Source organism: Halobellus captivus (genome assembly GCF_007655485.1).
Lineage (GTDB): Archaea > Halobacteriota > Halobacteria > Halobacteriales > Haloferacaceae > Haloquadratum > Haloquadratum captivum.
Window position 1 is genome coordinate 14649 of record NZ_VJXQ01000003.1, and the last position, 24739, is coordinate 39387.

At 64.0% G+C, this 24739-nt stretch carries 25 protein-coding genes; 13 read left to right on the forward strand and 12 right to left on the reverse strand.

All coding sequences use genetic code 11. The features are described 5' to 3' along the window. Nucleotides 1-8: 8 nt before the first annotated feature. The gene (locus tag FJT57_RS09480) at nt 9-2351 is read right to left on the reverse strand and encodes a DEAD/DEAH box helicase (RefSeq protein ID WP_144904551.1); all 2343 of its coding nucleotides are present in this window, start codon (nt 2349-2351) and stop codon (nt 9-11) included. A gap of 225 nt (nt 2352-2576) precedes the next feature. On the opposite strand from FJT57_RS09480, the gene FJT57_RS09485 reads away from it, so the two are divergent. Beyond that, entirely contained in the window at nt 2577-2852 is a 276-nt protein-coding gene (locus FJT57_RS09485) for a MoaD/ThiS family protein (RefSeq protein WP_144904553.1), read from the forward strand. A gap of 79 nt (nt 2853-2931) precedes the next feature. Here the strand turns inward: FJT57_RS09485 and FJT57_RS09490 are convergent, their stop codons facing one another. Next, nucleotides 2932-4605, reverse strand: a complete 1674-nt coding sequence (locus tag FJT57_RS09490; protein ID WP_144904556.1) for an aldehyde ferredoxin oxidoreductase C-terminal domain-containing protein — start codon at nt 4603-4605, stop codon at nt 2932-2934. Nucleotides 4606-4894: 289 nt separating this feature from the next. Between FJT57_RS09490 and lipA the strand changes: the two genes are divergently transcribed. After that, nucleotides 4895-6055, forward strand: a complete 1161-nt coding sequence (gene lipA, locus FJT57_RS09495) for a lipoyl synthase (protein WP_338035699.1) — start codon at nt 4895-4897, stop codon at nt 6053-6055. 59 nt (nt 6056-6114) lie between these two features. Then, the gene (locus FJT57_RS09500; protein WP_144904560.1) at nt 6115-7008 is read left to right on the forward strand and encodes a hypothetical protein; all 894 of its coding nucleotides are present in this window, start codon (nt 6115-6117) and stop codon (nt 7006-7008) included. A 113-nt stretch (nt 7009-7121) separates the two neighbouring features. Here the strand turns inward: FJT57_RS09500 and codB are convergent, their stop codons facing one another. Next, nucleotides 7122-8516: a cytosine permease gene (codB, locus tag FJT57_RS09505; protein ID WP_144904562.1), complete on the reverse strand. Its 1395-nt coding sequence runs from the start codon at nt 8514-8516 to the stop codon at nt 7122-7124. 124 nt (nt 8517-8640) lie between these two features. Here codB and FJT57_RS09510 point away from each other — a divergent pair, with 124 nt between their 5' ends. From FJT57_RS09510 to FJT57_RS09525, 4 genes are all read left to right on the forward strand, one after another. Further along, nucleotides 8641-9924 carry an amidohydrolase family protein gene (locus FJT57_RS09510; protein WP_144904564.1) on the forward strand — a complete coding sequence of 428 codons (1284 nt, stop codon included), beginning with the start codon at nt 8641-8643 and terminating at the stop codon, nt 9922-9924. 70 nt (nt 9925-9994) lie between these two features. Further along, entirely contained in the window at nt 9995-11068 is a 1074-nt protein-coding gene (locus tag FJT57_RS09515; protein ID WP_144904566.1) for a DNA cytosine methyltransferase, read from the forward strand. Between the two features lie 141 nt (nt 11069-11209). Next, entirely contained in the window at nt 11210-11461 is a 252-nt protein-coding gene (locus FJT57_RS09520; protein ID WP_144904568.1) for an AbrB/MazE/SpoVT family DNA-binding domain-containing protein, read from the forward strand. Then, the gene (locus tag FJT57_RS09525; protein ID WP_144904570.1) at nt 11462-11896 is read left to right on the forward strand and encodes a type II toxin-antitoxin system VapC family toxin; all 435 of its coding nucleotides are present in this window, start codon (nt 11462-11464) and stop codon (nt 11894-11896) included. 111 nt (nt 11897-12007) lie between these two features. Here FJT57_RS09525 and serB read toward each other — a convergent pair whose 3' ends face one another. Next, complete coding sequence (gene serB, locus FJT57_RS09530; protein ID WP_144904572.1) at nt 12008-12658, reverse strand: phosphoserine phosphatase SerB; 651 nt, start codon at nt 12656-12658, stop codon at nt 12008-12010. Between the two features lie 156 nt (nt 12659-12814). On the opposite strand from serB, the gene serA reads away from it, so the two are divergent. Then, entirely contained in the window at nt 12815-14410 is a 1596-nt protein-coding gene (serA, locus tag FJT57_RS09535; RefSeq protein ID WP_144904574.1) for a phosphoglycerate dehydrogenase, read from the forward strand. 436 nt (nt 14411-14846) lie between these two features. After that, entirely contained in the window at nt 14847-15944 is a 1098-nt protein-coding gene (locus FJT57_RS09540) for a ferritin-like domain-containing protein (RefSeq protein WP_144904576.1), read from the forward strand. 66 nt (nt 15945-16010) lie between these two features. Here FJT57_RS09540 and thrC read toward each other — a convergent pair whose 3' ends face one another. Together thrC and FJT57_RS09550 are read right to left on the reverse strand one after the other, a co-directional pair. Next, nucleotides 16011-17276: a threonine synthase gene (thrC, locus tag FJT57_RS09545; RefSeq protein ID WP_144904578.1), complete on the reverse strand. Its 1266-nt coding sequence runs from the start codon at nt 17274-17276 to the stop codon at nt 16011-16013. 91 nt (nt 17277-17367) lie between these two features. Beyond that, nucleotides 17368-17745, reverse strand: a complete 378-nt coding sequence (locus FJT57_RS09550; protein ID WP_144904579.1) for a helix-turn-helix domain-containing protein — start codon at nt 17743-17745, stop codon at nt 17368-17370. A gap of 200 nt (nt 17746-17945) precedes the next feature. Between FJT57_RS09550 and FJT57_RS09555 the strand changes: the two genes are divergently transcribed. Beyond that, on the forward strand, nt 17946-18971 hold the full coding sequence (locus FJT57_RS09555; RefSeq protein WP_144904581.1) for a sensor histidine kinase: 1026 nt from the start codon (nt 17946-17948) through the stop codon (nt 18969-18971). 69 nt (nt 18972-19040) lie between these two features. Here the strand turns inward: FJT57_RS09555 and FJT57_RS09560 are convergent, their stop codons facing one another. Then, on the reverse strand, nt 19041-19280 hold the full coding sequence (locus FJT57_RS09560; RefSeq protein ID WP_144904583.1) for a hypothetical protein: 240 nt from the start codon (nt 19278-19280) through the stop codon (nt 19041-19043). Nucleotides 19281-19378: 98 nt separating this feature from the next. Further along, nucleotides 19379-20065 carry a DUF5828 family protein gene (locus FJT57_RS09565; protein ID WP_144904585.1) on the reverse strand — a complete coding sequence of 229 codons (687 nt, stop codon included), beginning with the start codon at nt 20063-20065 and terminating at the stop codon, nt 19379-19381. Nucleotides 20066-20269: 204 nt separating this feature from the next. Here FJT57_RS09565 and FJT57_RS09570 point away from each other — a divergent pair, with 204 nt between their 5' ends. From FJT57_RS09570 to FJT57_RS09580, 3 genes are all read left to right on the forward strand, one after another. Then, the gene (locus FJT57_RS09570; RefSeq protein WP_144904587.1) at nt 20270-20692 is read left to right on the forward strand and encodes a cupin domain-containing protein; all 423 of its coding nucleotides are present in this window, start codon (nt 20270-20272) and stop codon (nt 20690-20692) included. 1 nt (nt 20693) lies between these two features. Then, nucleotides 20694-21374 carry a uracil phosphoribosyltransferase gene (gene upp, locus FJT57_RS09575; RefSeq protein WP_144904589.1) on the forward strand — a complete coding sequence of 227 codons (681 nt, stop codon included), beginning with the start codon at nt 20694-20696 and terminating at the stop codon, nt 21372-21374. Nucleotides 21375-21475: 101 nt separating this feature from the next. After that, complete coding sequence (locus FJT57_RS09580) at nt 21476-21688, forward strand: DUF7569 family protein (protein ID WP_144904591.1); 213 nt, start codon at nt 21476-21478, stop codon at nt 21686-21688. 27 nt (nt 21689-21715) lie between these two features. On the opposite strand, the gene FJT57_RS09585 is transcribed toward FJT57_RS09580, so the two are convergent. From FJT57_RS09585 to FJT57_RS16950, 4 genes are all read right to left on the reverse strand, one after another. Next, on the reverse strand, nt 21716-22567 hold the full coding sequence (locus FJT57_RS09585) for a hypothetical protein (protein WP_144904593.1): 852 nt from the start codon (nt 22565-22567) through the stop codon (nt 21716-21718). 150 nt (nt 22568-22717) lie between these two features. Continuing rightward, nucleotides 22718-23392, reverse strand: coding sequence for an IMPACT family protein (locus FJT57_RS09590; RefSeq protein ID WP_144904595.1), 675 nt, complete (start codon nt 23390-23392; stop codon nt 22718-22720). Between the two features lie 93 nt (nt 23393-23485). Beyond that, the gene (locus FJT57_RS09595; RefSeq protein WP_144904597.1) at nt 23486-23989 is read right to left on the reverse strand and encodes an amino acid-binding protein; all 504 of its coding nucleotides are present in this window, start codon (nt 23987-23989) and stop codon (nt 23486-23488) included. Between the two features lie 138 nt (nt 23990-24127). Next, nucleotides 24128-24739 (reverse strand): Cdc6/Cdc18 family protein (locus FJT57_RS16950; protein ID WP_394348812.1); only part of this gene is annotated, 612 nt, incomplete at its 5' end.

The following is a 24739-nucleotide window of genomic DNA, read 5'->3' on the forward strand; positions in this document are numbered from 1 at the left end:
CCCTCGGGTTATCGGTCAACGTCGACCGTCCGTGTCGCCTGCACCGGATGCAGCGGCTCGTCGGGAAACGTTACTTCGACCACGAACTCCAGTTCGTCGGCGTTCGCGCCGAAGACGCCCACCGGAACCGAGAGCGAATCGGAGAGGTACGCCTCCTTCGAGCTCATCTCCACGCCGTTGACAGTCACGCGGATTCCCGCCGCCGCGCTCCCGCCCGCGTTGCGCACGGTGACGTCGACCATCTCGCTCTCCCCGGGTGCGATGCGGTCGGGGAACTCACCCCACGAGACCTCGATGGCGGGGAAGCCGCGGGCGTTTTTCGCGATCCGTTCGGCGACGCCAGCGGACAGTCCGGCGCGTTCGAGTTCGTCGGCACCGGCATCGGCAACGTCCGCGGGGCTGTGGAGACCGCCCGTCGCGAGGGTGCGCGCGCGGTTCGGGCCGATGCCGTCGACGGCGGTGAGACCGACCGCGTCGCGCGGCACGCCGTGTTCGACCCGCGCTTCCACCCGGCGCGCGAGATTGGCCGCGCGCGGTCCAGCGAACTCGGCGAGGAACTCCCGAAGCGCCGAGAGGAGCCGCAGCGCGTTCTGCCGGATGATCCACGCGTCCGAGCGGAGGTCCGCGGGCGTGCTGTTTACCATCCCCGCGTGGAGGATCGCAAGCACCTTTCGCGGGCCGTCCTCCAGCCCCGTCGACACGTCCGAAAGCACCGCGTCGACCGCGTCGGATTCGGACTGCCGCGCGGAGACGGAGTCGAACTCCTCCGCGCCCGCGACGGTTTCGAGGATTCCGTCCGCGGAAATCGTCTCGCGCTCGCAGAGGTCGTAGAACCGCTCTGCGGTCTCCAATCGGAGGTAGTACTTCGAGGCGAGACGGCCGAGCGCCGTCCCGCGGACCGAGAGGTCCTCGCCCATTTCGACGAAGCCGCGAGCGACGAGCGATTCGAGCGTCTCCCGCACGCGTCCGCGGAGGTTCTGGAAGTCGTACGCGTCGGGTTTCGATCGGGCGCGTTGGTAGTAGAACGTCGTCTCCAACCAAGACATCACGTCGTCGAGGTCGCGGATCGTCCCCATCGCGATTTCGGCGTTGAGGTGCGAATCGAGGTCTTCGGCCAGCCGCGACTCGATCTCCTTGCCCTCGCGAAGCAGTTTCCGGTACTTGTCGGCGTCGGCACGGTCGCAGACGACCCAGCCGTAGCCGACGTCGTCGTAGCCGGGGCGACCCGCGCGCCCGAGCATCTGGAGGATGTCGAGCGGCGAGATATCGACCTCGCCTTCGAGCGGGTCGTGGTACTTGGTGTCGCGGATCACGACGCAGCGCGCGGGGAGGTTCACGCCCCACGCGAGCGTCGACGTCGAGAAGAGCAACTGGATCTTCCCGTCCTTGAACCACTCCTCGACGCGGTCGCGGTCGTCCTTCGCCAGGCCCGCGTGGTGGAAGCCGACGCCGTCGGGGGCGGCGTTCGCGAGTTCGTCGTCCGCGAGTTTCTTCGCCTCCGTGTGGAAGTCGTAGTCGCCGCGCGCGCCCATCGGAACGTCGCGTTTGGCGATCTCGTCTCTCGACTTTCCGGCGGCGCGCACCGCGTCCTGTCGCGAGGAGACGAACACGAGCGCCTGCCCGCCGTCGCGGATGTGCTCTTCGGCGAGGTCGAGCGCGGTGTACAGTCGGCGGTACTTGTCGGCGAAGGCGTTGTCGCCGTGCGTGTACGTCCGCACGCCCGCGTGGAGATCGACCGGGCGGTACTCGTCGTCGAACTCGAACGTCGTCTCCGGCGGCGCGTCGAGCCACGCCGCGACGTCCTCGATGTTCGGCATCGTCGCCGAGAGCGCGACGATGCGCGGGTCACAGATCCGACGAAGTCTGGAGACGGTGACTTCGAGGACGCCGCCGCGCGTATCGGAGTCGAGGAGGTGGACCTCGTCGATGACGCAGCAGTCGACGTCGGCGATGAACGAGTAGCGCGCGGAGTCGTGCTTCCGCGTCGCGGAGTCCGTCTTCTCCGGCGTCATCACGAGGATGTCCGCGCGCTCGGCGCGCCGCGGGTTCAGGTCGCGCTCGCCGGTGACGACGTAGACCGAGTAGCCCAGCGATTCGAAGCGCTCCCACTCGGACTCCTTCTCGTTGGTGAGCGCGCGCAGCGGCGCGATGAAGAGCGCCGTGCCGCCGCGCTCCAGCGCCCGACAGATCGCGAGTTCGGCGAGGGCGGTCTTTCCCGACGCGGTCGGGGCGGCGGCGACGACGTTCTCGTCGCGTTCGAGGATCGCGGGCGCGGCCTCTCGCTGCATCCGATTGAACTCGTCGAATCCGAAGGCGTCGGCGAAGTCGGGGACAACCTCTGCGACTTTCACGCGGTGCACCCCCGAGCGGGCGAGGCGGCGACACCCGTCGGAACGGAGTGAGTCCGGAAAGAGATCGGAGCGAAACAGGTCATACAGAACAGGGAGACCTCCGGCGGCAAAGTCGTTTCTCCATCGGCATCACCGACGACGACTCCGCCGGATCGCCGTCGATCACGCGACCGAACGGCGCACCGCGACCCCATCGCTCATTAGCTCCGGAATCGAAGCGACGCCATGCGAATCGAGTGCGTCTTTTTCGGACCGCTCCGCGATCCGGTGGGAACGAAGACAGTCGTCGTCGACACCGACAGCGGGACCGTCCGCGAACTGCTCACCGAACTCGAAGACACCTACGACGGGTTGGACGGCAGGCTACTCGACGGAGAGCAGCTGTCCGGCGAAATCGTCGTGACGTGGAACCGTCGCCACGTCCAGCACGAAGATGGGCTGGAGACGGCGCTTTCGGAGGATGACGTGATTCGGCTGACAACGGCCGTCTACGGGGGATGAGGCGCGGTCTACTCTATGGATGCGAGACGCGGTTTACCGTGGATGAGAATAGCAGAATCGGGCGCGAACGCGACAGCGGTCAGTCGTCGGCGGGTGTCGGCGACGAACCGCCGAAGCGGGCCTCGGGGACGGTTCCGTCGGCGTTCCAGTTTCGGGCCGTGTAGTACGCTTCGATCGCGGCGTCGACGTCGGGAATCTCGTAGGGGAGTTCGTCGTCAGCGCGGTCGAATCCGCGTCGGTTGTTGAAGTGCCGCTCGCGTTCGACGACGCCAGCGCCCACGTCGAGGAGTTCCTCGTAATCCGCGTCGAACAGCACCTCGAAGGCGTCCTCGTCGATATACTGCCCCGAGAACGCGCACACGACGCCCGAGTCCCGGAACGCACAGAAGTCCTCCTGTTCGACGAGCGTCTCGACTTTGTCCGTGGTGCCCTCGGCCTCGATGACGCCGCCGTACGTGAGCCCCATCATCTCGGCGTACAGGTGGTCGCCGCCGCGGTTGGAAACGGCGTACTGGAGGCCCAGTCCGTGCAGGACGCGTCCGTCGTGGGCGGCGAACTCCATCCCCTTCATCGTCATATCCTCGACGCCCAGTTCGTCGTGAGCGCGGTGGACGCCCTCGGCGAGCAGGTCGCCGACGCCCTCGCGAGTCGCGATCCGCTCGGTCACGTCCCGAGCGAGGGCGGCGTTTCCGAACTCGCCCTCGCTGGCGAGGTAGGCGGCGACGGTGACTCCCGCCGAGATCGTGTCCATCCCGTACTCGTCGCAGAGCTCGTTCGCCGCCATCACGTCGACGATATCGCCGACGCCCTGGCTCGAACCGAACGAGTAGACCGTCTCGAACTCCGGGCCCTCGGTCTCGATGCCGCGCTCCTCGTCGCGGGTCGGAAGCTTGCAGGCGAAGGCGCACTGCGAGCACGCGCCCTTTTTGTACTTTTTCTCTTCGACGGCCGCGCCGCCGATGTCGGCGGCGTGCTCGAACTCGTACTCGGAGAAGTACCGCGTCGGCAGCGAGAAGTTGTCGTTGATGAACTCCGTACCGCCGGTCGTGCCCTGTCGCTTCATCGAATCGTCGGCCGTGGCCGCCGCGCGGTGGATCTCCCCGGCGACGTCGGCGGGCACCTCAACGGGCGGTCGAGAGTCGCCGTCGAACGTCACTAGCTTGACGTTCTTCGAGCCGAGCACCGCGCCGAAGCCGCCGCGGCCGAACGCCCGCGTGTCGAACGTCATCGCGCTGGCGAACCGGACGCGGTTCTCTCCCGCGGGGCCGATCGCGACGCAGTTGTCCGGACCGAGTTCGTAGTGTTCCTCGGCGTAGTCGCTCACCTCGCTGATGAGCGCGCCCTCCAGTTCCGGTACCGCCTCGAAGGAGACGCCGTCGTCGCGGACGTGAACGGCGAGCAGTTCGTCGCTCGCGCCGACGAGTTCGACGACGCTGTTGCCCGTTCCGGTGAAATTTCGCGAAAGGTAGCCACCGGCGTTGCTCGAACAGAGCCCGTCGGTCAGCGGCGACACCGCCGTCATATTCATCCGGCCGGTGAAGCTCATCTGCGAGTGCTGAAGCGGTCCCGTCGAGAGGTACACGCGGTTCTCCGGCCCGAACGGGTCGGCGTCGAACGGGATCCGATCGTGCGCGAGGCGCGTCGCCGTCGCGCGGCCGCCGATCGTCTCGGCGAGGAGGTCGTCGATGTCGGTTCGCGTCGCGGTTCGCTCGGAGAGGTCGACCCTGAGAAGCGGACCCTTCGCGTGGAGCATTTCCGGAAAGTACGGGAGCCAGCAGGTAGTTTTTTCGCCAGGAGCGAGAACCCAGACCCGACTGGGAGCGCCTCGTCGACAGCTTCGAAGCCTCGCTGTTCTCGGCGGTTTCAGCCGATCGTTTATATCCGAAGGCGAGGCCAGCGTCCCTGTGACGTGAAAGCCATCCCGCGTCGTGCAGCAGTTGCTCGGCACGGCGGCGCGGGCACGCGGGTGACGGCGTTGGCGGGGCCGCCGTCGCGCGTCGCGAGCGGGTGCCGACTGTTTGCCCAGACTGCGAGCCGTGGCTATGGTTGCGTTTGAAGCTGACTTGCTCGACCGACCGCAGGACGAGACGCAGCCAGAGTACACGACAGACGCACCGGAGTGCACAACAGACGCTCGGGAGTGTACGAAAGGCGCATCAGAGTGTACGAAAGGCGCATCAGGACGCACGCCGTCGTGCGATCGGGTGAACGAGGAGTTGCGAACGTTACCGTCTAACCCGCAGGCTTTTGCTCGGGCGCTCGAACAACGGGGTATGAGCGGTAGGCGGAAGCCGGACTGGCTGAAGATGCGCCCGCCGTCGGGGCGGCGGTTCACCGACATCAAGCAGACGCTCCGAGATCGCGACCTCCACACCGTGTGTGAGGAGGCGAACTGCCCGAATATGGGCGAGTGCTGGAGCGGCCGCAACGGCCCGGGAACGGCGACGTTTATGCTGATGGGCGATCGCTGCTCGCGCGGCTGTAACTTCTGCGACGTCGAGACCGGCGGGATGGAGGCACTCGATCCCGACGAACCGGCGAACGTCGCGGACGCCGTCGCGGAGATCGGACTGGACTACGTCGTGCTCACGTCGGTCGATCGCGACGACCTGCCGGACCAGGGCGCGGGCCACTTCGCGCGGACGATCCGCGAGATCAAAGAGCGCGATCCGGGGATCTTAGTGGAAGTGCTCATTCCCGACTTCCAAGGCGATCCCGGGCTGGTTCGAAAGATCATCGACGCCGGACCCGACGTGATCGCGCACAACATCGAGACGGTCGAACGCCTCCAGTGGCCGGTGCGGGATCGTCGCGCCGACTACGAGCAGTCGCTGTCGGTGCTCGAACAGGTGTCCGAGGAGTCCGATGTCTACACGAAGACCTCGATAATGCTCGGTCTCGGCGAGTACGATCACGAGATCTACCAGACGCTGTCGGACCTGCGCGAGGCCGATGTCGACGTCGTCACGCTGGGGCAGTATCTCCAGCCCTCGCGGACGCACCTCGACGTCTTCGAGTACGTCCACCCCGACGCGTTCGAGACGTGGCGGCGGGTGGCCGAAGACGAACTGGACTTCCTCTACTGCGCGTCGGGGCCGATGGTCCGGTCGTCGTACAAGGCCGGAGAGCTGTTCGTCGACGCCGTGCTGCGCGAGGGCAAGAGCGTCGAGGCCGCCCGACGGGAAGCCCGCGCGGCCGACTGATCCCAATTTGGGGACGACGCTCCCCACAGGATTTTCACGCTTGCTCTCGGAGTCGGCGTATGCCCGGAATGGACGAGGAGACCGCCGAACTGGTGTTTTCGGTTCGGGAGGACTCCCGGCGAACGGCGGTGCTGTCCCACCTCGCAAACGGCGCGAAAACCGTGCGAGACGGATCGGACACCGCGGTCAACGCGAACGCGAAGGCGTTGCTCTCGGCGTTCGTCGACGACGGACTGGTCGATCGAGACGGAGACACGTACGCGCTGACGGACTTCGGCGAGCGCGTTCACGAGTACGCGACGCGGGACTGGAACCCCTCGAACAAGGGGACCAAACGCGCCGCGACGTTCGAGACGCTCGCCGACTGCGAATGGCACTGCTCGGCGTGTGAGCTCCCCAGCTCTCAGCCCGCGAAGGACATCCAGATGCTCCGCAAGGAGGGCTTCGAGTTCGTCCAGAACACCGGGCAGGGGCAGGGCGACTACCGGCACTGCGAGACGTGTGCGGACACGACTTTCCATCGAAAGCTCAAGTACCCGTTCCCGACGCAGAAATCCATCACGCGACAGGAGATGCCCAACTCGTTCAAGCGACGCGTCCGCGACCACTACGACCAGCGCGACGCGTTCGACGGCTCCGCGCCGAGCACGACGCTTGAGGTCGATCACCGCGTGCCGGAAGTTCGGTGGGACGAGTCCGAAAGCTTCGACTACGACTCGATGAGCGACGAGGAGATCGAATCGCACTTCCAGATCCTCACGCGGACGCACAATCTCCTGAAGAGCCGCAAGTGCGAATCCTGCGTCGAGAGCGGTGAGCGTCCGGCGTTTATGGAGATCGAATACTACTACGAGGGCGACGCGAAGTACGACGAGGACGTCGGCTGCGTGGGCTGTGGGTGGTACAACCCCCACGAGTGGCGCGCAGCGTTGCAAGCGGAGATCGATGGGTAAGCGAGGAAACGAAGAAGCACGGCAGTGAGGAAGTGAGTCAGCGAGGAAGTGAGGAAGTGAGGAAGTGAGTCAGTGAAGAAGCGAGGAGGTGAGGTCGCTGTGGCTTAAGTCGATTAGAGCCGCTCGGCGTCGGGGTCGACGTCGTGACCGCCGAAGACGCCGTTCGCTTCGAGAAGGTAGTAGATTACGACGTGCGCGAGGAACGCAGCGACGAGTCCGTTCAGCGCCGCGCCCGCCGGACCGGGTAGCACCTGCGGAGCCGCGAGACCGGGCACGACCTGCCCGGCCGTGAGAACCGCGACGATCGCGCCGACCGCGTATGCGAGGACGCCCGTCCAACGGACGTTCGCGAATCGAACGTCACCCATCTTCGGGACGCGCATCCGCCAGCAAAGCAGGAAGTCGGCGATGAGAACGCCGCCGAGCGGCGGGACGTACTGTCCGAGCGTCGAGAGCCAGGGGAGAAGCAGGCTGTCGGCACCGACGAGCGCGAGAATAATACCGATCGCGCCGCCGACGAGGATGAAGGGCCGCTTCCGATCGAACTCGAAGGCCTCGCTCCCGGCGACGCCGAACGCGTAGGCCGCGTTGTCGTTCGTCGTCCAGATGTTGAGAACGAGCGCGATGAGACCGACCGCCGCGAGTCCCTGCGCGGCGAGCACCTCGTAGAGGTCGCCCGCGGGGGTGACGTCGTAGACCGACCCGCCGACCGCACCGGAGAGAAAGAGGAAGCCGTTGCCGACGAGGAACGCGATGAGTCCCGCCCAGAAGCCGACGCGCGTGCTACTGGCGAAGCGCGCCCAGTTGGGGGCCTGCGTCCCGCCGCTGATGAACGTGCCGACGACGATCGTGACCGCGGCCGCGAAGCCCATTTCGCTGGTCCCGGGGGCACTGAACAGTCCGGAGAACCCGCCGACGTCCTGCACCGCGATACCGATCGAGAGCAGGCCGACGAGAACGAGAATCGGAACCGCGACGAGCGAGAGCGTCTCCATTCCCTCGTAGCCGAAGTACGCCGTCGCGAGGTGCAGAACACCCCACAGCAGGATGAGCGCCGCCGTGAACGTCGGCGTGTCGAGGCCGAAGAACGTCGCCGTCGGGATCGCGACCATCGGAATCGTGACACCGAACCAGCCGACCTGCGTGCCGCCGAGAATGAAGTCCGCGAACTTCGCCCCCCACCGCCCGAAGCTGTATCGCGCGAGCAGGACCGTCGTCAGCCCCGCCTTCGCGGCGATGCCGCACAGCGTCGCGACGTAGACGCCCAAGATCGCGTAGCCGACGGCCATCGCCGTCAGCATCGGTCCGAATCCCATCGCCGCGCCGACCTCAGCACCGGCCCAGATCGTGCCCGCGAAGAACACGAAGCCGAGCAGGACAGCCGAGATGCTCACTAACCCCTTCCGCTCGGTGCCGGGAACGTGATCGAGCGGGTAGTCCGGGTCGGGTAGTTGCTCGTCGCCGAACACGAACCGTCGCCACGCGGACGTGTCGTCTTCTGTTGCCATTGGTCACCGCTTTCGTCGTGTTTTTATAAAATTGGGGATGTCGACCACATTTGTTGTCACAGATCGGTAGCGACGGCGACGGAGAGCAAAAATTAACCGTCGAACGCCCGCGTCTCCGACTGAGATGTCCGACTACATCGTCACGAACGGCCGGACGATCGACGGCGACCCCGTAGACGTCGAAATTCGGGGCGGGACCGTCGAGACGATCGCGCCTGCGGGATCGGGAGATACCGGCGCGTTCGACAAGGACCGGCGGTACGACGCCGACGGCAGACTGCTCACGCCGCCGCTCATCGAGCCGCACGTCCACCTCGACGCGACGGGCACGGCGGGCGATCCGTCCTGGAACGACAGCGGGACGCTCGCCGAAGGAATCGAGGTGTGGGCCGAGTATAAGCAGGATATCACCGTCGACGATATCCTCGAACGAGCCACGAAAACCGTCGAGTGGTACGCCGCCCACGGCGTGACGCGCGTGCGGACTCACGCCGACACGACTGAGCCGTCGCTGACGACCGTCGAGGCGCTGGTGGAGTTGAAATCGAGGGTGTCGGACCTCGTCGACCTGCAGGTCGTCGCCTTTCCCCAGGACGGCATCCTCACCGACGGGTCACACGAGGACCTGCTCCGGGAGGCGGCCGGGATGGGTGTCGATCTGATCGGCGGAATCCCGCACAACGAGTACACTCGCGAGGACGGCGTCAAGAGCGTCGAGATCGCGTGCGATCTGGCCGAACAACACGACCTCCCGTTGGATCTCCACATCGACGAGACGGACGACCCGGGATCGCGGTTCACCGAGGTGCTCGCCAGCGAGGCGCTCAAGCGCGGAATCGGGGATCGCGTGACCGCGAGTCACACGACCGCGACGCACTCGTATAACAACGCCTACGCGGACAAACTGATCTCGATGCTCGCCGACAGCGGCGCGTCGGTCGTGACGAACCCGCCGGACAACTCCGTGTTGCAGGGCGCGTACGACGACTATCCCCGTCGGCGCGGCCACACCCGAATCGACGAACTCCGAGAGGCGGGCGTGACGGTCGGCATCGGTCACGACTCCGTGCTCGACCCGTGGTATCACTACGGCGTCGCCGACCCGCTCGACGCGGCGTTCATTCTCGCGCACTACGCCCATATGGCGGGCCGCGGGGACGTCGACGTGCTCTGGGAGATGCTCACCGAGGCGAACGCCGAGATCTTCGGCGCGGACGGCTACGGCCTGCGCGAAGGAGGCGAAGGATCGCTAGTCGTCTACGACAGCCCCGACGGGTTCAACGCGCTCCGGAGGCAGGCACCCCGAACGCTGGTCCTCCGAGACGGCGAACCGATCGCCGAGACCGAACCGAGTTCGACGACAGTCCACAGAGCGGACGGGCCGACAACGATCGATTTCAAGCGGTAGTCCCGTTCTCCCCCACCGGCACCCCGAGGTAATTAAATACGACCGGAAACGACACCTCAAAAGAAACCGAATGCCGGACTTCGATCTCGATCGCTCGTCGATCACGGTGCTTGATCTGTTCTGCGGCGGCGGCGGCCTCTCGGAGGGCTTCCTCCAGGCCGGATACGACGTCGTCGCGGGCGTCGACGCCAACGAGGACTTTCTGGCGACGTACGAGCACAACCACGAGGACGCGCTCGCCATCGTCGCGGACCTCTCCGAAGTCGGCCCCGAGGAGTTCTTCGCGGAGTACCCGATCGAGAGAGGCGAAATCGACGTCGTGATCGGCGGCCCGCCGTGCAAGGGGTTCAGCATCGCGGGTCATCGCAACCCCGACGACGAGCGCAACTACCTCGTCGGCAACTTCATCGACTTCGTCGAATTCATCCAGCCCGCGGCGTTCGTGATGGAGAACGTCCCCGGGATCAAGTCGATGGAAGGCGGCGACACCCTGCGGGCGATACTGGAGGGCTTCGAGCGCGCGGGCTACGAGAAGACCGCCTACGAGACGCTGAACGCCGCCGACTACGGCGTGCCGCAGAACCGCCGCCGCGTGATCTTCCAGGGGCGGCGCGACGGGTCGCTGCCGACGTACCCCGAGCGGACTCACGGCCCCTCGAAGCAGGCGACGCTGACCGGAAAACGGCTGCAGCCGCACGTGACCGTCGAGGAGGCGCTCTTGGAGCGGAACGGAGAGGACCGAGCCATCGAGGAGCTTCCGAACCACGACGAGACGGATCACTCCGATGACATGGTCGAGCGGATTTCCGCGGTCGAGCCCGGTGAGAGCCTCTATGAGAGTTACGGGGACAGCTGGCGGCGACTCCCGCGCGATGAGCCCTCGATCACGGTCAAAGAGAACCACAACGCGCCGTTCATCCACCCCGTCGAGGACCGGGTCGGGACCGTCCGCGAGTGCGCGGTTCTCCAGTCGTTCCCCGACGACTACGTGTTTCAGGGACCGAAGAGCACGCAGTTGAAGGTCGTCGGTAACGCCGTTCCGCCGGGACTCTCGAAGGCGATTGCGGAGGCGCTGGCCGACGACCTAGCGGCGATGGAACGGAACGCCGCCGCTGGCGGGAGTGCCGTCGCCGACGCGGAGTGACGTCGCTGACGAGGAGTGACGTCGCTGACGAGGAATGATCTTGCCAACGTCGTGTACTCCGAGCGCCGCTCTTTTCACGAACAGTACTGGATAGTGTGTGCGCACACTACTCTTATGTGGTGTGCAGTCTTGGGTTTAGGTATGAGTAGTGAAAGCGTCGACTCCGAGAGTAAGGTCTCGGGGAACCAAGCGAACATCCCGGCCCGCATCCGTCGCGAGCTCGACATCGATGACGGCGACAAACTCCGGTGGCAGATCCAAGGAGATGGCACGCTCCGCGTCCGGGTCGTCCAGCAGCGCAGCGGCACGTTCAGCGAGTTCGACGGCTACGATGGCGACGAGGAGACCGACGTCACAACCGAACACGACGCGTGGGGCGTCGACGTCGAATAAATGCCGCGCGCACTCGTCGATACGACTGTCCTCTTCGCCGCCGCCTACCGTCGCGACAGCCTACACGAGGAGGCCTTGTCCATCCTCAGATGCATCGACAGCGGCGCACTCCCGGAGGCAGTCGTCCTCGATTACGTGCTTGCTGAGACGTTAAACGGGCTGACGACCCACGCCGGACACGGCGCCGCGGCGGACTTTCTTGACCGCGTAGAAGAGAATTCACAGTTCCACATCGACTTTCTTACTGGGGACGCGTTTGCGACGGGGAAAGCGCTCTTCCGGCAGTATGAAGCCATCTCGTTCGTAGACGCCTGCATTATTGCCTATATGCAAACTGAGGGGCTTGGCTACCTTTACTCGTTTGACGACGACTTTGACGCCGCCGAGGACGTCTTCCGGCTCGATACCCCAAACAATCCGTATCAGCCGGAGTGACCGGACGGACGCCGACCATCGGGGGAATATCGTATCGTTTCCAACTGATTACGCATCCAATTGGAGACCGGTACAATCGACTGTATGAAGACTCACAACCGATGCGATAGATCAATCGCCGTTCTGCCGCAACACGTTGTACCCCTCCAGCACCTTGCCGAGTCGGTACATCGAGGCGACGACGACGTCGCAGGACGGGCGCACGGCGTCCTTCGGAATGTACCCCACCGAGAGCCCGGCGACTTCCAACATCGGCAGGTCGTTCGCGCCGTCGCCGACGGCGATGGTTCGAGAAAGCGGGACGTCGAGGTCGGCGGCGAGCGATTCGAGCGCCTCGTCCTTCGTGCCCGTGATGAGGGGTCCTTCGACCTCACCGGTGAGTCGACCGCCCTTCATCGGCAATCGGTTCGCGACGATGGTATCGACCTCGACGCCCTCGCGTTCGAGGGCGGCCGCGACGCCGCGTTCGAACCCGCCAGTCAGGATCGCGACGTGGTGTCCGACGGCCCGCAACCGGTCGATGAGGTCGGCCGCGCCGGGGCGGAGTCGGACCTCGCCGAAGGCCGCTTCGGCGTCCTCCTCGGAGAGCCCCTCCAGCAGCGAGGCGCGCTTGCGGAGGCTCTCCGCGTAGGAGATCTCGTCGTTCATCGCACGCTCTGTGATGTCGGCCATCCGGTCGGCGACGTCCTTTTTGTCGCCGAGTAAGACGGTCATCTCCGAATCGGAGAGCGTTCCGTCGAAGTCGAAGGCAACGAGTCGCATACGCGGGAGTTGCCGGGGAAGGCTTTTAACTCACCTATCCGCCACCTGCTCGTGAGGCGGCACCATGTGACACAGTAGAATCCTGGTGACAGGTCACAGCGGCCCGCTCGCACCGATGAAGAAACGTTTAACCGGGAACCAGGGATGGGTTAGGATATGAAGGTCCTTATTACGGACCCGATCGACGACGCCGGTCTGGAACGCCTCCGAGAGGCGGGCCACGACGTCGAGACGGCCTACGACCTAGACGGTGAGGCGCTCTTAGAAGCAGTCGCGGACGCGAACGCCCTCGTCGTCCGGTCCGGAACCGAGGTGACCGAGGCGGTGTTCGAGGCCGCATCGGATCTCGTCATCGTCGGTCGCGCCGGAATCGGCGTCGACAACATCGACATCGACGCCGCGACCGAATACGGCGTCATCGTCGCGAACGCGCCCGAGGGGAACGTTCGGGCGGCCGCAGAGCACACGGTCGCGATGTCGTTCGCCGCGGCGCGTTCGATCCCGCAGGCGCACGCCCGACTGAAAGCCGGAGAGTGGGCGAAAAGCGACTACCTCGGCACTGAGCTCAACGGCAAGACGCTCGGTATCGTCGGACTCGGCCGCGTCGGCCAGGAGGTCGCAAAGCGGCTCGACGGACTCGGGATGGACCTCGTCGCCTACGATCCCTACATCAGCGAGGAGCGCGCCGACAGACTCGGCGCTGAACTCGTCGAATTCGAGAGCTGTCTCGAACGCGCGGACTTCTTGACGGTGCACACGCCCCTGACACCCGAAACGGAGGGGATGATCTCGACGGACGAACTGGAACTGATGGGTGGCGGCTACCTCGTCAACTGCGCCCGCGGCGGCGTCGTCGACGAGGACGCCCTCGCCGCAGCGGTCGACGACGGCACGCTCGACGGCGCGGCGATCGACGTCTTCGCTCAGGAGCCCGTCTCGCCGGATAGCCCGCTACTCGACGTCGACGAGATCATCGTCACGCCGCACCTCGGGGCATCGACCGAGGCGGCCCAGGAAAACGTCGCGACCTCGATCGCCGATCAGATCGACGCCGCGTTCGCTGGCGAACCGGTGATGAACGCGCTGAACGCGCCCTCGGTCGACGAGAGCGTCTTCCCGCGCATCCGCCCGTACATCGGCCTCGCCGAGACCGCCGGAAAGGTCGCCGCGCAGCTTCTCGATGGCCGGATCTCGAAGGTCGATGTCTCTTACGAGGGCGACATCGCCGAGGAGGACATCGAACTCGTCACCGCCTCGGCGCTGAAAGGCGTCTTCGAGCCGCTGGAATGGCAGGTCAACGCGGTCAACGCGCCGCAGATCGCCGAAGAGCGCGGCATCGACGTCACCGAATCCAAGCGACTGCAGTCCGAGGACTTCCAGAGCCTTGTGACCGTCTCCGTCGGCAACGAGGAGGAGTCACTCGGCGTCTGCGGAACTCTCTTCGCGGGCGACGACCCGCGGATCGTCCGCATCGACGGCTACCGCGTCGACGCAATCCCCCACGGAAAGATGCTCGTCGCACGCAACGCCGACAAGCCCGGCGTCATCGGCTTCATCGGCTCGGTGCTCGGCGATTACGACATTAACATCGCGGGGATGTTCAACGCGCGTCGCGACAAGGAAGGCGGCGAAGCGCTCACGGTCTATAACCTCGACGACCCCGTTCCGAAGGAAGTCATCGAGACGCTGCTCGCCGACGAGCGGATGATCGACGTGCGATATCTCACGCTGAACGGCGAAGACGACGAGTGACGCCCCCCTGCGCTGAGGTGTGAGGGTTCGGGATATAAGAGGATCCGATTTTCGGGATCGTTCTACTTGCGGGGGTGTTTCAGTTACGGGAGAGTTCCAATTTCGAGGGAGTTCCACTTGCGAGACAGGTTCGTTTCGATAGATTGCGTTGCGGTCAGAGACGGTACAGTCCGCATTTCGAGCGGTAGGGTGGCCGTTTGTCGACCGCGAGAAGTGGTACGCTCGTCCAATCGACGGTCGGTGGGTCTGTTGTCCTCGTGTTTGTGCCACGGATCGAGATGAAACTGAGAAATCGTCCGTCCTCACCGAAATGAGACGTACTCCGACATACATCGATAGTACTCGTTTTTGAGTAGTCATACCGACGTTCGGGTGAGCGCATAACAATCGGCCGCCGGATGGAAGTGACACTCGTTGGGAGGGGCCCAACGTAGCAATGACAGACAACACAGATCCAACGCCACGCACAACAGAGCGTGTAACAGCGGAAGAAGCGCGCCAGCCAGCGCCCGAAACAGAGCACCAATCGACTCCCGAAGAGCAACGTGCAACCTCGGAAACAGAATCTCGCCGTTTCGGAGACGGTTCGCGCCGAAGTTTCCTGGGCCGGTCGGCGCTTGTCGGCGGTGCGCTGGTCGCGCTCGGCGGCGCGACGGGGTCGGTCTTCGGCCAGCAAGAGGACGACGAGACTGACGAGGCCGACGACGCACCAATGGAAGCAACGGCGGCGTTCGACGACGTCGACGGGACGGACATCGACGTGCTGAACTACGCGCTGTCACTCGAACACCTCGAGAACGCTTTCTATCGCGAAGCGCTCGAATCGTTCGATGAAGAGGACTTCGTCGACGCCGAGCTCTTGAGTGAGTACGACGAAACGCTCCGAACCGAGATACTCGAACACGTAGAGACGATTGCCGAACACGAAGCGACCCACGTTGAGGTGCTGACTCAGGCGATCGAGTTGCTCGGCGGCACACCAGCCGAGGAGGCCGCCTACGACTTCGGCGTCGAGACTGTCGATGAGTTCTTAGAACTCGCTCAAGTGCTCGAAAATACCGGTGTCGCGGCGTATCAGGGAGCCGCTCCGTTCGTCGAGAGCCCCGATCTCCTATCGACCGCGCTCTCGATTCACAGCGTCGAAGCGCGCCACGCCGCGTTGCTGAACGAACTTACCGGGGAGTCGCCGTTCCCGGACGCCTTCGACTCCGCGCAGTCTCAATCGGAGGTACTCGATGCGGTCGAGGATCTCATCGGATCCGAGGAGGACGATGATGACGAGGATGAGAACGGTGAAGACGACGAAGCTGACGACGAAGATGACGAAGCTGACGACGAAGATGAAGGTGACGAGGAAGAGGAAACGACGACCGAAGATGAAGGTGACGAGGAAGAGGAAACGACGACCGAAGACGAAACGGAAGCGCCGACAACTGAATCCGAACCGGAGACAACGGGATCGACACCGACCGACGAAGGACCGGGGACCGAAGGGGACGGAACACCCACAAGGTTCCCGATAAACGAAAGCTAAACGCGAGACCAGAGAGCGCAGTGGGACCGAAGCGAAACGCGCCCTCGTGTCCGCCTACGCCTACGCTTAGTTCGCGCCGATGTGTTCGAGGACGGCGGCCGTTTCGTTCGGGACTGGTTCGGGCTTCCCGCCCGCCTCGAACGCCGCATCGGGATCTTTTAGCAGATGACCGGTCGTGAGACAGACGACGTCTTCGTCGGCATCGACGACGCCGCGGTCGCGAAGTTTTCGCAGACCGGCGACCGAGGCCGCGGAGGCGGGTTCGACGCCGATTCCCTCGCGCGCGAGGTCGCGCTGTGCGTCGGTGATCGCCTCATCGGAGACGGCGACCGCCGTGCCGCCCGTCTCGCGAATTCCGGGGAGCGCCTTCGGCGCGTTGACCGGGTTGCCGATACGGATCGCCGTCGCTCGCGTTTCGACGTCCTCCCAACGCTTCGTGTCCTCCCAGCCGTTTTCGACGGCCTCGACCATCGGTGCCGCGCCCTCGGCCTGCACGCCGGTGAGTCTCGGGACCTCCGACGGATCGAGCGCGCCGGATTGGACCAGTTCTCGGAAGGCTTTGTACAGTGCGGCGGTGTTGCCCGCGTTGCCGACGGGCAGGACGATGCGGTCGGGGAATCGACCGTAGTCATCGCTGAACGCCTCTAAGATCTCCAGCCCGATCGTCTTTTGACCCTCGAGTCGGAACGGGTTCAGGGAGTTGAGGAGATACACCTCGCCGCGCTGTGCGAGGTCCTGAACGATGTCGAGACAGGAGTCGAAGTTGCCGTCGACTTCGAGGATTCGGGCGTCGTGGAGTGCGGCCTGTGCGATCTTCCCGGCCGCGACTTTCCCGGACGGGAGGAGCACGAGCGTCTCCATCCCGCCGCGGGCGCCGTAGGCCGCGAGGGCAGCGGAGGTGTTTCCGGTCGACGCGCACGCGAGACGGTCGACGCCGAGTTCCTTTGCGACGCGGACGCCGACGGTCATTCCGCGATCCTTGAACGACCCGGTCGGGTTCATTCCCTCGTGTTTGATCCGGAGCGTTTCGACGCCGACGTCCTCGCGGAGGCGCGGGGCCTCGTGCAGCGGCGTGTCGCCCTCGGGGAGGCTGACGCCCTCCTCGAACGGAAGTGCTGATCGGTAGCGCCAGACTCCGCGACCCTGACCCTGGAAGTCTTCGAACCTCGGGGGTTCGGCGTACCGCACTTCGAGGAGGTTGCCGTCCTCGCCGGTGTATCGGATCTCGTCGAACGGGGCGTACGTCTCTCCCGTCTCGATGTCCGCGAGCCAGACGCCGTCGTCGGCGACGTCGGGGACGTCCGGCGCGGGAGCGGTGAGTTCGAGGCTCATTGTCGAACTCCTCGCGTTCGGTCGTGAAAAGGGGGACGGTTCGTCGGTTCCGTACTCGCCGACTACGTCTTGTCGATCCCGTACTCGCCGACTACGTCTCGTCGGTTCCGTACTCGTCGATGCTTCGGTGAACGCGCTCAGTCCACTCCTCGAGCGCGTCGTGAAGCATCTCCTTGGCCTCCGGGAGTTCGGTCCCGGTGTACTGATAGATGTAGCCGCCGGATTCGAGCAGGCGGCGCTCGCGCCCGGCGAGCCCCTTCTCCATCAGCGTCGTCAGCGAACGGTTGACGTTGCTTCTGTCCCGGTCGAGGATGTCCGCGAGTTCGGCGACCGTGCTTCCGGGGTTGTCCAATAGCGTCAGATACGTCCGGCTCTCGTGGCGCTGAATCCCGAATACACAGGCCAGTACCTGTTGAAATCCCGGATCGTCGGTCTCCAGGAGGTCGCTCATCTCTGGCACGTCACTCATACACAGTACGTCTTCGCCCCACGACAAAAGTCCCGCGTCGTCGGCAGTTCCGGTACTGTGTCAGTCGCACAATCGAATCTACTCCGAGACGGGTCCATCATCGAGGCAGATATGAAGTGATTATTCGGTGCGTGGAGGGAATTCGGCTCTCAAGGGTTAAGTACCGTCAGGTGTGATCTGTGCACAGACGTACGTACGATATGTGTGGTTCTGAAACCGGGATAAAGAGGGAAGCCGCGCCGGAGGGCGGTCACCGAGCGCTGATAGAACATTTCCCAAACGGGGTGTTGGTGCTCTTCGATCCGGATCTCCGGTATCGAATCGTCGGCCCCGCAGTCCTTCCGTTCTCGAAGCAAGAATCGGCGACGATGGTCGGAAAGGATATTTTCGAGTTGTTCCCGCCGGACACCGCATCGCGTCTCGAAGCCGCACTGGAGTCGACGCTGGAGGGGGCGAAGCAATCGTTCGATATCGAGTTCGATGATCGAATCCACCACATCGAGACCGGGCCAGTCGATCTCGACGGGGATCCCTACGGGGTGTTAGTGACGCAAAACGTCTCCGAAGCGCGTGAGAGCGCCCAAACGCTCGAACAGCAGAACGAGCGACTCGATCAGTTCGCCAGTATGGTGTCACACGATCTCCGGAATCCACTCAACATCGCCAAGGGTCGTCTCGAACTGTTCAGAGAGACGAACAACCCGGACCATCTAGAGGCAGTAGCGGATTCACTGGAGCGGATCGACGAACTGACTACCGATCTCACCGGGCTCGCGAGAAGCGACAAGTCAGCCGAGGAGTACGAGCAGGTATCGCTCGATGCGATCGCGCAGTCCGCCTGGAAAATGATCGACACACGGGAGGCGACGCTCGAGGCAGAGGCCTGCTCGATCGTCGGCGACCGGAGTCAACTGCAGGCGCTCTTCGAGAACCTCTTTCGGAATGCCATCGGCCACGGGGGGGCGGCCGTGACGGTCCGAGTGGGTCCGCTTGAGGACGGGTTTTTCGTCGAGGATACAGGGAAAGGGATTCCGTCCGAAAAACGCGAAACCGTCTTTGAACACGGCTTTACGACGGGATACGGTGGCACCGGAACGGGACTCACGATCGTCCGGCGTGTGGCCACAGCGCACGGTTTTGCGGTGAGCTTGCTCGACAGTTCGGAAGGCGGCGCCCGCTTCGAATTTCGGTCGCAGGCTGTGGACGACGGCAGAAACGCAGTGTGATTTGACGCGTCAATCGGCCATCGTGTCGGCAGACGTTTACCGGTAATCACTCGATGCGGCTGTCTCAGATCAGTCCACGCGACCGTAACCCATCTTTTCGATGCACGAGAGCATTTCGGCTTCTTCGGCGTGTTTGTGGAGCGTTGTCGGCGTATCGCAGTAATACGTCTCGCCGTCGTGGCGGAGCGATAACTGGTGTGTGCCGCCGAGAAGTTCCGCTTCGACGACGACGCGGCGCCCCTCTCGAAGGGCATCAAGAATCTCCTCACCGGTCAGTTCACCGGATTCGACGTGAAGTGGCTCGGGCACACTTCACAATTCACCTGCGGGAATATGACTGTGGGTGTTGGATATCGCGAAACCAGCGCTGAGACCCAATTCGTCGTCGACCGAGGCCGCACGGAAAATCAGTTCGTCGTCGACCGAGATCGGTCATCGGACGGCGGCGGCTCGACGCCTTCGGCGGCCTCGGCGGTTTCGGTCTGCTTTTCGGTGTCGACGTGCCAACGGGTTACTTCGTCGTCGAACTCGCCGAGTCGATCGCTGACTGTCTCTTTCAGTTCGTCGTCGTTGACGTTCACCTCGAAGATGAACGATACTTCTCCGTCACCCCGCGCCGATTTCTGGATGTTGGCGCTGACGAGCTCGTTATCGAAGTAATACGGCGCGAGCTGCGTCATCACCCGTTGGTAAACCGTGTTTTCGACTCGACGGAGCACACGCCTGCCAGCCGAGTCGGCCGCGCGGGCGACGTACCCGAGCGACTCGGACCACCGCTCGACGGCCTCGTCGTTGTCGCCCTCCTCGACGCGTTCGTACGATTCGGAAAGTCGCTCCCCGGCGGTTTGAAGGTCTTCATCGGGTGCTTTCCCTGCTTTTTCTCCCTCTCCCTCTCCGACGCTCGCCTGCGCGGCGGTCTTCTCGCTCACGTCCTCGCCGAGACGCTCGTGGGACTTCGGCCGCCACTCGTCCCATTCCTCGAAGGCGTCGCTGTCGACGCCCGCGTCGCGAAGCGCGCGAGTGATCCGTTCACCGTGCTCGACGACGTCACCCCAGGTCCCCCGAACTTTGAATCCGGAGACACTCTCTTCCATCGTCTCGGACGTGGTAGGCACGTGGAAGTATAAAACTCTACTCCGAGTGATGCGAGCGTCCCTCACTGTTCGGTCGGTTGAGTGAGTGTCGTCTGTTGAGCGAAATCGGTATACTGAGTATGACTACCCATCCTCGGAAGGGGTGAGAACTCTCAGGCTCGGACGACCCGGGAGGCTTTTGTGGTGAACCGAAATGTATCGCGTATGGGATACACCGTAGTGAACCAAGGGGCGGTGAGTCCGGCAGACGAGCGGCCGTGCGAACTGCGCCGACTCTCCGAACCTGCGGGACTGTCGAACGTCGCGATCAACCGATTCCGAGCGGAACCCGGCGAGCAGATTCCGCTGGCGTACCACTACCACGATGAGCAGGAGGAGGCGTTCTACGTGCTCTCGGGTACGTTGGTCGTCGAGACGCCCGAAGAGACCTACCGCATCGAGACCGGATCGCTGTTCGCCGCGAGCCCCGGGTCGCCCCACAGAGCGCATAACCCCGCGGACGCCGAAGCGGCCGTCGAGATTCTGGCGATCGGTGCGCCTGCGGTATCGGGCGATGCGAACGTCTACGAACCGGACGGAGAGGGCGAGGCAGACGAGGGGTCCGACGGCGTGACAGGGGGGGACTGAGATGGCCATCGAGGACCGCGACGACGCCTACCTGATCACTCACGCGCTCGCGAAAGACACGCTCTTGCGACTCCGAGACGTCGAAACCGAACAGGTCGCGTTTCGGAAGGGACTCGTCAAACTCGGACGGATTTGCGGCTACGAGATCATCGACGGCGCGATGGAAACCGAGTACGTCACCGTCCAGACACCGCTGACGGAGACGACTGGCGAGCGCGTCAAAGGGCTCGACGACGTCGTGATCGTCAACGTCCTCCGCGCGGCGACGCCGTTCGTCGAAGGGCTGCTGAAGGCGTTTCCGCGTGCGAAACAGGGCGTCATCAGCGCCGGACGCGACGAGACCGCCGGGATGGACGACGAAGGGAGTTTCCCGATCAGCATCGACTACGTGAAACTACCGGAAATCACCGAAGATGACACCGTTATCGTGGCCGACCCGATGCTCGCGACCGGGTCGACGATGTGCACGGTCCTCGATCACGTCCTCGACGCGGCCGACGTCGAACCCGCCGACCTGTTCGTGCTCTCGGCCGTCTCGGCACCCGACGGACTGCTCAGAGTCGGCGACGCGTTCCCCGATGCGGATCTCCTGACCGTCGCCATCGACGATCACCTCGACGACGACGGATACATCATTCCGGGGCTGGGCGACGCCGGGGATCGAGCCTTCCGTACGACGTAAGAGCGATACAGACGAGGCCGCTCGATCTCTCGCAGGAGTTCCGGTTCGATTCGGTTCAAGCGAAGTGAACAACTTTACCGACGCGCCGCGCAGGGGCACGTATGACCGGGAGCGAACCCTGCGATGCCTGCGGCGACCCGATCGAAGAGGCGCTCGCGCGTACCGTTCAGCTGAACGTCGACCGCTCGGAAGTCGACAGTCAACGGCTCTGTCCGGCCTGTTTCGCCGACTGGATCGAACGCTATCGCAAGCAGATGCAACCCAAGGCCCCCGAACGCGAGATCAACGGCGACACCGACATCATCGTCGATTGAGCAAGCGCGTCAGGCCGCGTGGGTGCGTCAAACCGCGTAGTAGCGCGGGTCGTTCGTAGATCCCTCGAAAATCGCGAGATACGGCGAGCCGGTTTCGTCGTCCGGGCACGACTCGGTCCGCTCGACCGGGAACGTCTCTCCGGTCGTGTTCGCCGCGTCCAGATACAGCGTCACCGGGTACGTCTTCGAGTCGAAGCTCATCACGTGCTCGTTGTAGCCGTCCTGCACGTTCAGGTGTGCGCTGACCGGCTGTCGCCCCTCCCGGCTGGGATCGCCCGGACGTCTGTACTCACTCCAGTCACCGGCGGCGCACACGCCGTACCTCGGAGTTTCGACGCGCTCGGGGAGCGGCGTGGGGTTGCTGACGACGAGGGACGCCACTCGGACGTCGCCACGGGGCGAGTCGGTGATCTCGATCCGGTTTTCGACCTGAAGCTCGTGGGCGAGGCCGCCGGAAACGACGTCCACGACGAGTAGCAGCGCAACGAGGGCGGATATGGCACCGAAGAGATACGCGGCGCGCTTTCCGCTCAGAAGTCGGTTGCTGCCGTCGAACCGGGTTCGCAGTGCGAATAACGCCGCTGCAAGCAGGAGCAACCCGAGCACCGTCGATTCGCTTCCGAGGCTGAACGTGTTCACGAGGTCGAAGAAGATCCCGACCACGGAAACGACGATGACACCGTAGCTGAGGAGCGTCAGTTGCCGATCCGCGGTCCGCTGTGAGATCGCGAAAATCCCCGTGAGAAAGGCCACCGCTAGAAGGGTCATCGTAACCGGTGAGAGACCGAAATCGACGTTGAGGATGAAAAACAAGACGGCGATCGTGGTCAGAACCGCCGCCGCCGCATTGAACAACGTTTCCGAATCGATATCGACCATACCGCCCGTTCGAGAGCACACCGTAAGAAAGTCCGCGTGAGACAAAGATCGGTTTGAGCCATACGGCTCGCGGAGACGAGTGAAGATCGATTCTTGACGCGTCAGACCCCCTTTCTTTCATCTCGAAACTACCAGTGCGCTCGAAATTCATCACTCGATATCGGCGCGACCGCTCGTCGCACTGCGGATTCGGTCGCGGAGTTCCGAGCCCTCGTCGATCGGAACGCGAACGTCGAACGCGACGGCGGTTTCGTACTGTCCCTCGAACTCGACGTCCGCACTTTCTAAGATGCCGCGGACCGTGCCGGAGTCGTCGTACTCGACGGTCACGGTGAAACGCTCGTGGGGGACCGTCTCGACGATACCGGCGTCGTCGACTGCCTCTTTGACCGCCCGCGAGTACGCTCGGGCCAGTCCGCCGACGCCGAGGTTCGTCCCACCGTAGTATCGCGTGACCACAGCGACGACGTTCCTGATCTCGCGTTGGACGAGAACGTTCAACGCGGGCTTCCCGGACGAACCCGTGGGCTCGCCGTCGTCGGACTGGTACTCGCGAAGCATCGCGGAGGTATCTCGTATCGACGGCGACGTCGATGACGACGCTGCTGCGTCCGCTGGGACGCGATACGCGGGTACGTTGTGGGTCGCGTCCGGATGTCGATCTCGGATCCGATCGATAACGGATTCGGCTTCTGCGACCGTATTCGCGGGGGCGACGTAGCCGATGAACTCCGATCCCTTGATTTCGAAGCGCGCCTCGCCGTGGTCACCCACCGTTCGGAACGTTTGGGGGTGTGTTTCGGGTCGATCGGAGTCGTCGGTCACAGTCGACAGTAGCGTCAGTCGCGTTGAAAAGGATTCGCGTGAGGCGTGGGTGCAAGTCTGGCAGAGAATCAACTCCGGCGTGGACTCGCGGCGCTACGCGATGCTGATTCGACGGACGAACGCAAGTTCGGAGAGTTCGTTGAGCAGATCGCCCGGAATCGGGTCGTCGGTGACGATGTACAGCTTCGGATCGTCGGTGAACTCCGGATCTTCGCTGATCGTCTGTCGAATCGAGATGTCGCGCTCGGCGAGTCGAGACGTGATCTCGGCGACGATCCCCGGCCGTTCGGCGTCGTTGACTTCGACGGTCAACACCGACAGATCGAGCACCGGCGCGAGGTCCATCAGACTGGGGATCGACGAGATGTTTTGAAAGATCCGTCTAAGCTCTTCGTCCTCGAGGATGGCCGTAGACGTCGAATCGACGACGCGGCGGTCGACGTCGATCTCGCGGGCGATCCCCGTGTTCGGGATCTCGATGCCGCCGGAGACGACGCGCCCGTCGTCGTTGACCGAGAACCCACGTTCGAGGAGCAGGCGGATGACCGCCTGTTGGCTCGGGCTTCCCTCGAACTTCTGCATAATCTCGTCGAACATCCGTTCGCAACGTGCACGGCCAGCGCTATTATAGTAGCGTTTGGATCGGATTACCGTTCGAATCCGGTAGCTCGTGAATCGAATTCGGGTTCAGTTGTCGAGTCGAACTCGGACTCAGTTGTCGAATCAAATTTAGGTTCAGTTGTCGAATCGGGCCTGAACGAAGGGTTGGGCGTTCTCGATGTCGCCGAGGCGGGAATCAGAGAGGAGCACCGCTTCAGTTTCGTCGAGCGGGACCGAGAGCGAGATCTCCTTCGTGCGGCCGTAGCGCCCCTTCGAGACGACGACGGCGTTGACGATCCCGAGCATATCGAGTTCGGAGATGAGGTCCGTGACGCGTCGCTGCGTGAGGACGTCGGCGTCGATCTCTTCGCACAGGCGCTTGTAGATGTTGAACACTTCCCCGGTGTTGACGTTGTGAACGCCGTTCTTTTCGAGGAGAATCGTCGAGAAGAGGACGATCTTCGATTGGGTCGGGAGCGTGCGGACGACCTCGACGACCCGATCGAGTTCGATCTTGTCCTGCGCCTGCCGGACGTGTGCCTCCTCGACGGTGTCGGCCTGTCCGCGTTCGGCGAGCTCTCCCGCGGTCCGGAGGAGGTCGAGCGCGCGTCGGGCGTCGCCGTGTTCCTGCGCGGCGAATGCCGCGCACAGCGGGATGACGTCGTCGGTGAGCGCGTCGTCTTTGAACGCGACGTTCGCGCGGTGTTGGAGAATATCTCGGAGTTGGTTCGCGTCGTACGGCGGGAA

Bases quoted from the DNA above. Each gene is read 5' to 3' on its own strand.
- FJT57_RS09555 (WP_144904581.1), top strand. From the start codon at position 17,946: ATGTGTGGTTCTGAAACCGGGATAAAGAGGGAAGCCGCGCCGGAGGGC.
- thrC (WP_144904578.1), bottom strand. From the start codon at position 17,276: ATGAGCCTCGAACTCACCGCTCCCGCGCCGGACGTCCCCGACGTCGCC.
- FJT57_RS09500 (WP_144904560.1), top strand. From the start codon at position 6,115: ATGCCCGGAATGGACGAGGAGACCGCCGAACTGGTGTTTTCGGTTCGG.
- FJT57_RS09580 (WP_144904591.1), top strand. From the start codon at position 21,476: ATGACCGGGAGCGAACCCTGCGATGCCTGCGGCGACCCGATCGAAGAG.
- codB (WP_144904562.1), bottom strand. From the start codon at position 8,516: ATGGCAACAGAAGACGACACGTCCGCGTGGCGACGGTTCGTGTTCGGC.
- upp (WP_144904589.1), top strand. From the start codon at position 20,694: ATGGCCATCGAGGACCGCGACGACGCCTACCTGATCACTCACGCGCTC.
- serB (WP_144904572.1), bottom strand. From the start codon at position 12,658: ATGCGACTCGTTGCCTTCGACTTCGACGGAACGCTCTCCGATTCGGAG.
- FJT57_RS09550 (WP_144904579.1), bottom strand. From the start codon at position 17,745: ATGAGTGACGTGCCAGAGATGAGCGACCTCCTGGAGACCGACGATCCG.
- lipA (WP_338035699.1), top strand. From the start codon at position 4,895: ATGGTTGCGTTTGAAGCTGACTTGCTCGACCGACCGCAGGACGAGACG.
- FJT57_RS09520 (WP_144904568.1), top strand. From the start codon at position 11,210: ATGAGTAGTGAAAGCGTCGACTCCGAGAGTAAGGTCTCGGGGAACCAA.
- FJT57_RS09585 (WP_144904593.1), bottom strand. From the start codon at position 22,567: ATGGTCGATATCGATTCGGAAACGTTGTTCAATGCGGCGGCGGCGGTT.
- FJT57_RS09510 (WP_144904564.1), top strand. From the start codon at position 8,641: ATGTCCGACTACATCGTCACGAACGGCCGGACGATCGACGGCGACCCC.
- FJT57_RS09570 (WP_144904587.1), top strand. From the start codon at position 20,270: ATGGGATACACCGTAGTGAACCAAGGGGCGGTGAGTCCGGCAGACGAG.
- FJT57_RS09565 (WP_144904585.1), bottom strand. From the start codon at position 20,065: ATGGAAGAGAGTGTCTCCGGATTCAAAGTTCGGGGGACCTGGGGTGAC.
- FJT57_RS09595 (WP_144904597.1), bottom strand. From the start codon at position 23,989: ATGTTCGACGAGATTATGCAGAAGTTCGAGGGAAGCCCGAGCCAACAG.
- FJT57_RS09485 (WP_144904553.1), top strand. From the start codon at position 2,577: ATGCGAATCGAGTGCGTCTTTTTCGGACCGCTCCGCGATCCGGTGGGA.
- FJT57_RS09490 (WP_144904556.1), bottom strand. From the start codon at position 4,605: ATGCTCCACGCGAAGGGTCCGCTTCTCAGGGTCGACCTCTCCGAGCGA.
- FJT57_RS09515 (WP_144904566.1), top strand. From the start codon at position 9,995: ATGCCGGACTTCGATCTCGATCGCTCGTCGATCACGGTGCTTGATCTG.
- FJT57_RS09540 (WP_144904576.1), top strand. From the start codon at position 14,847: ATGACAGACAACACAGATCCAACGCCACGCACAACAGAGCGTGTAACA.
- serA (WP_144904574.1), top strand. From the start codon at position 12,815: ATGAAGGTCCTTATTACGGACCCGATCGACGACGCCGGTCTGGAACGC.
- FJT57_RS09525 (WP_144904570.1), top strand. From the start codon at position 11,462: ATGCCGCGCGCACTCGTCGATACGACTGTCCTCTTCGCCGCCGCCTAC.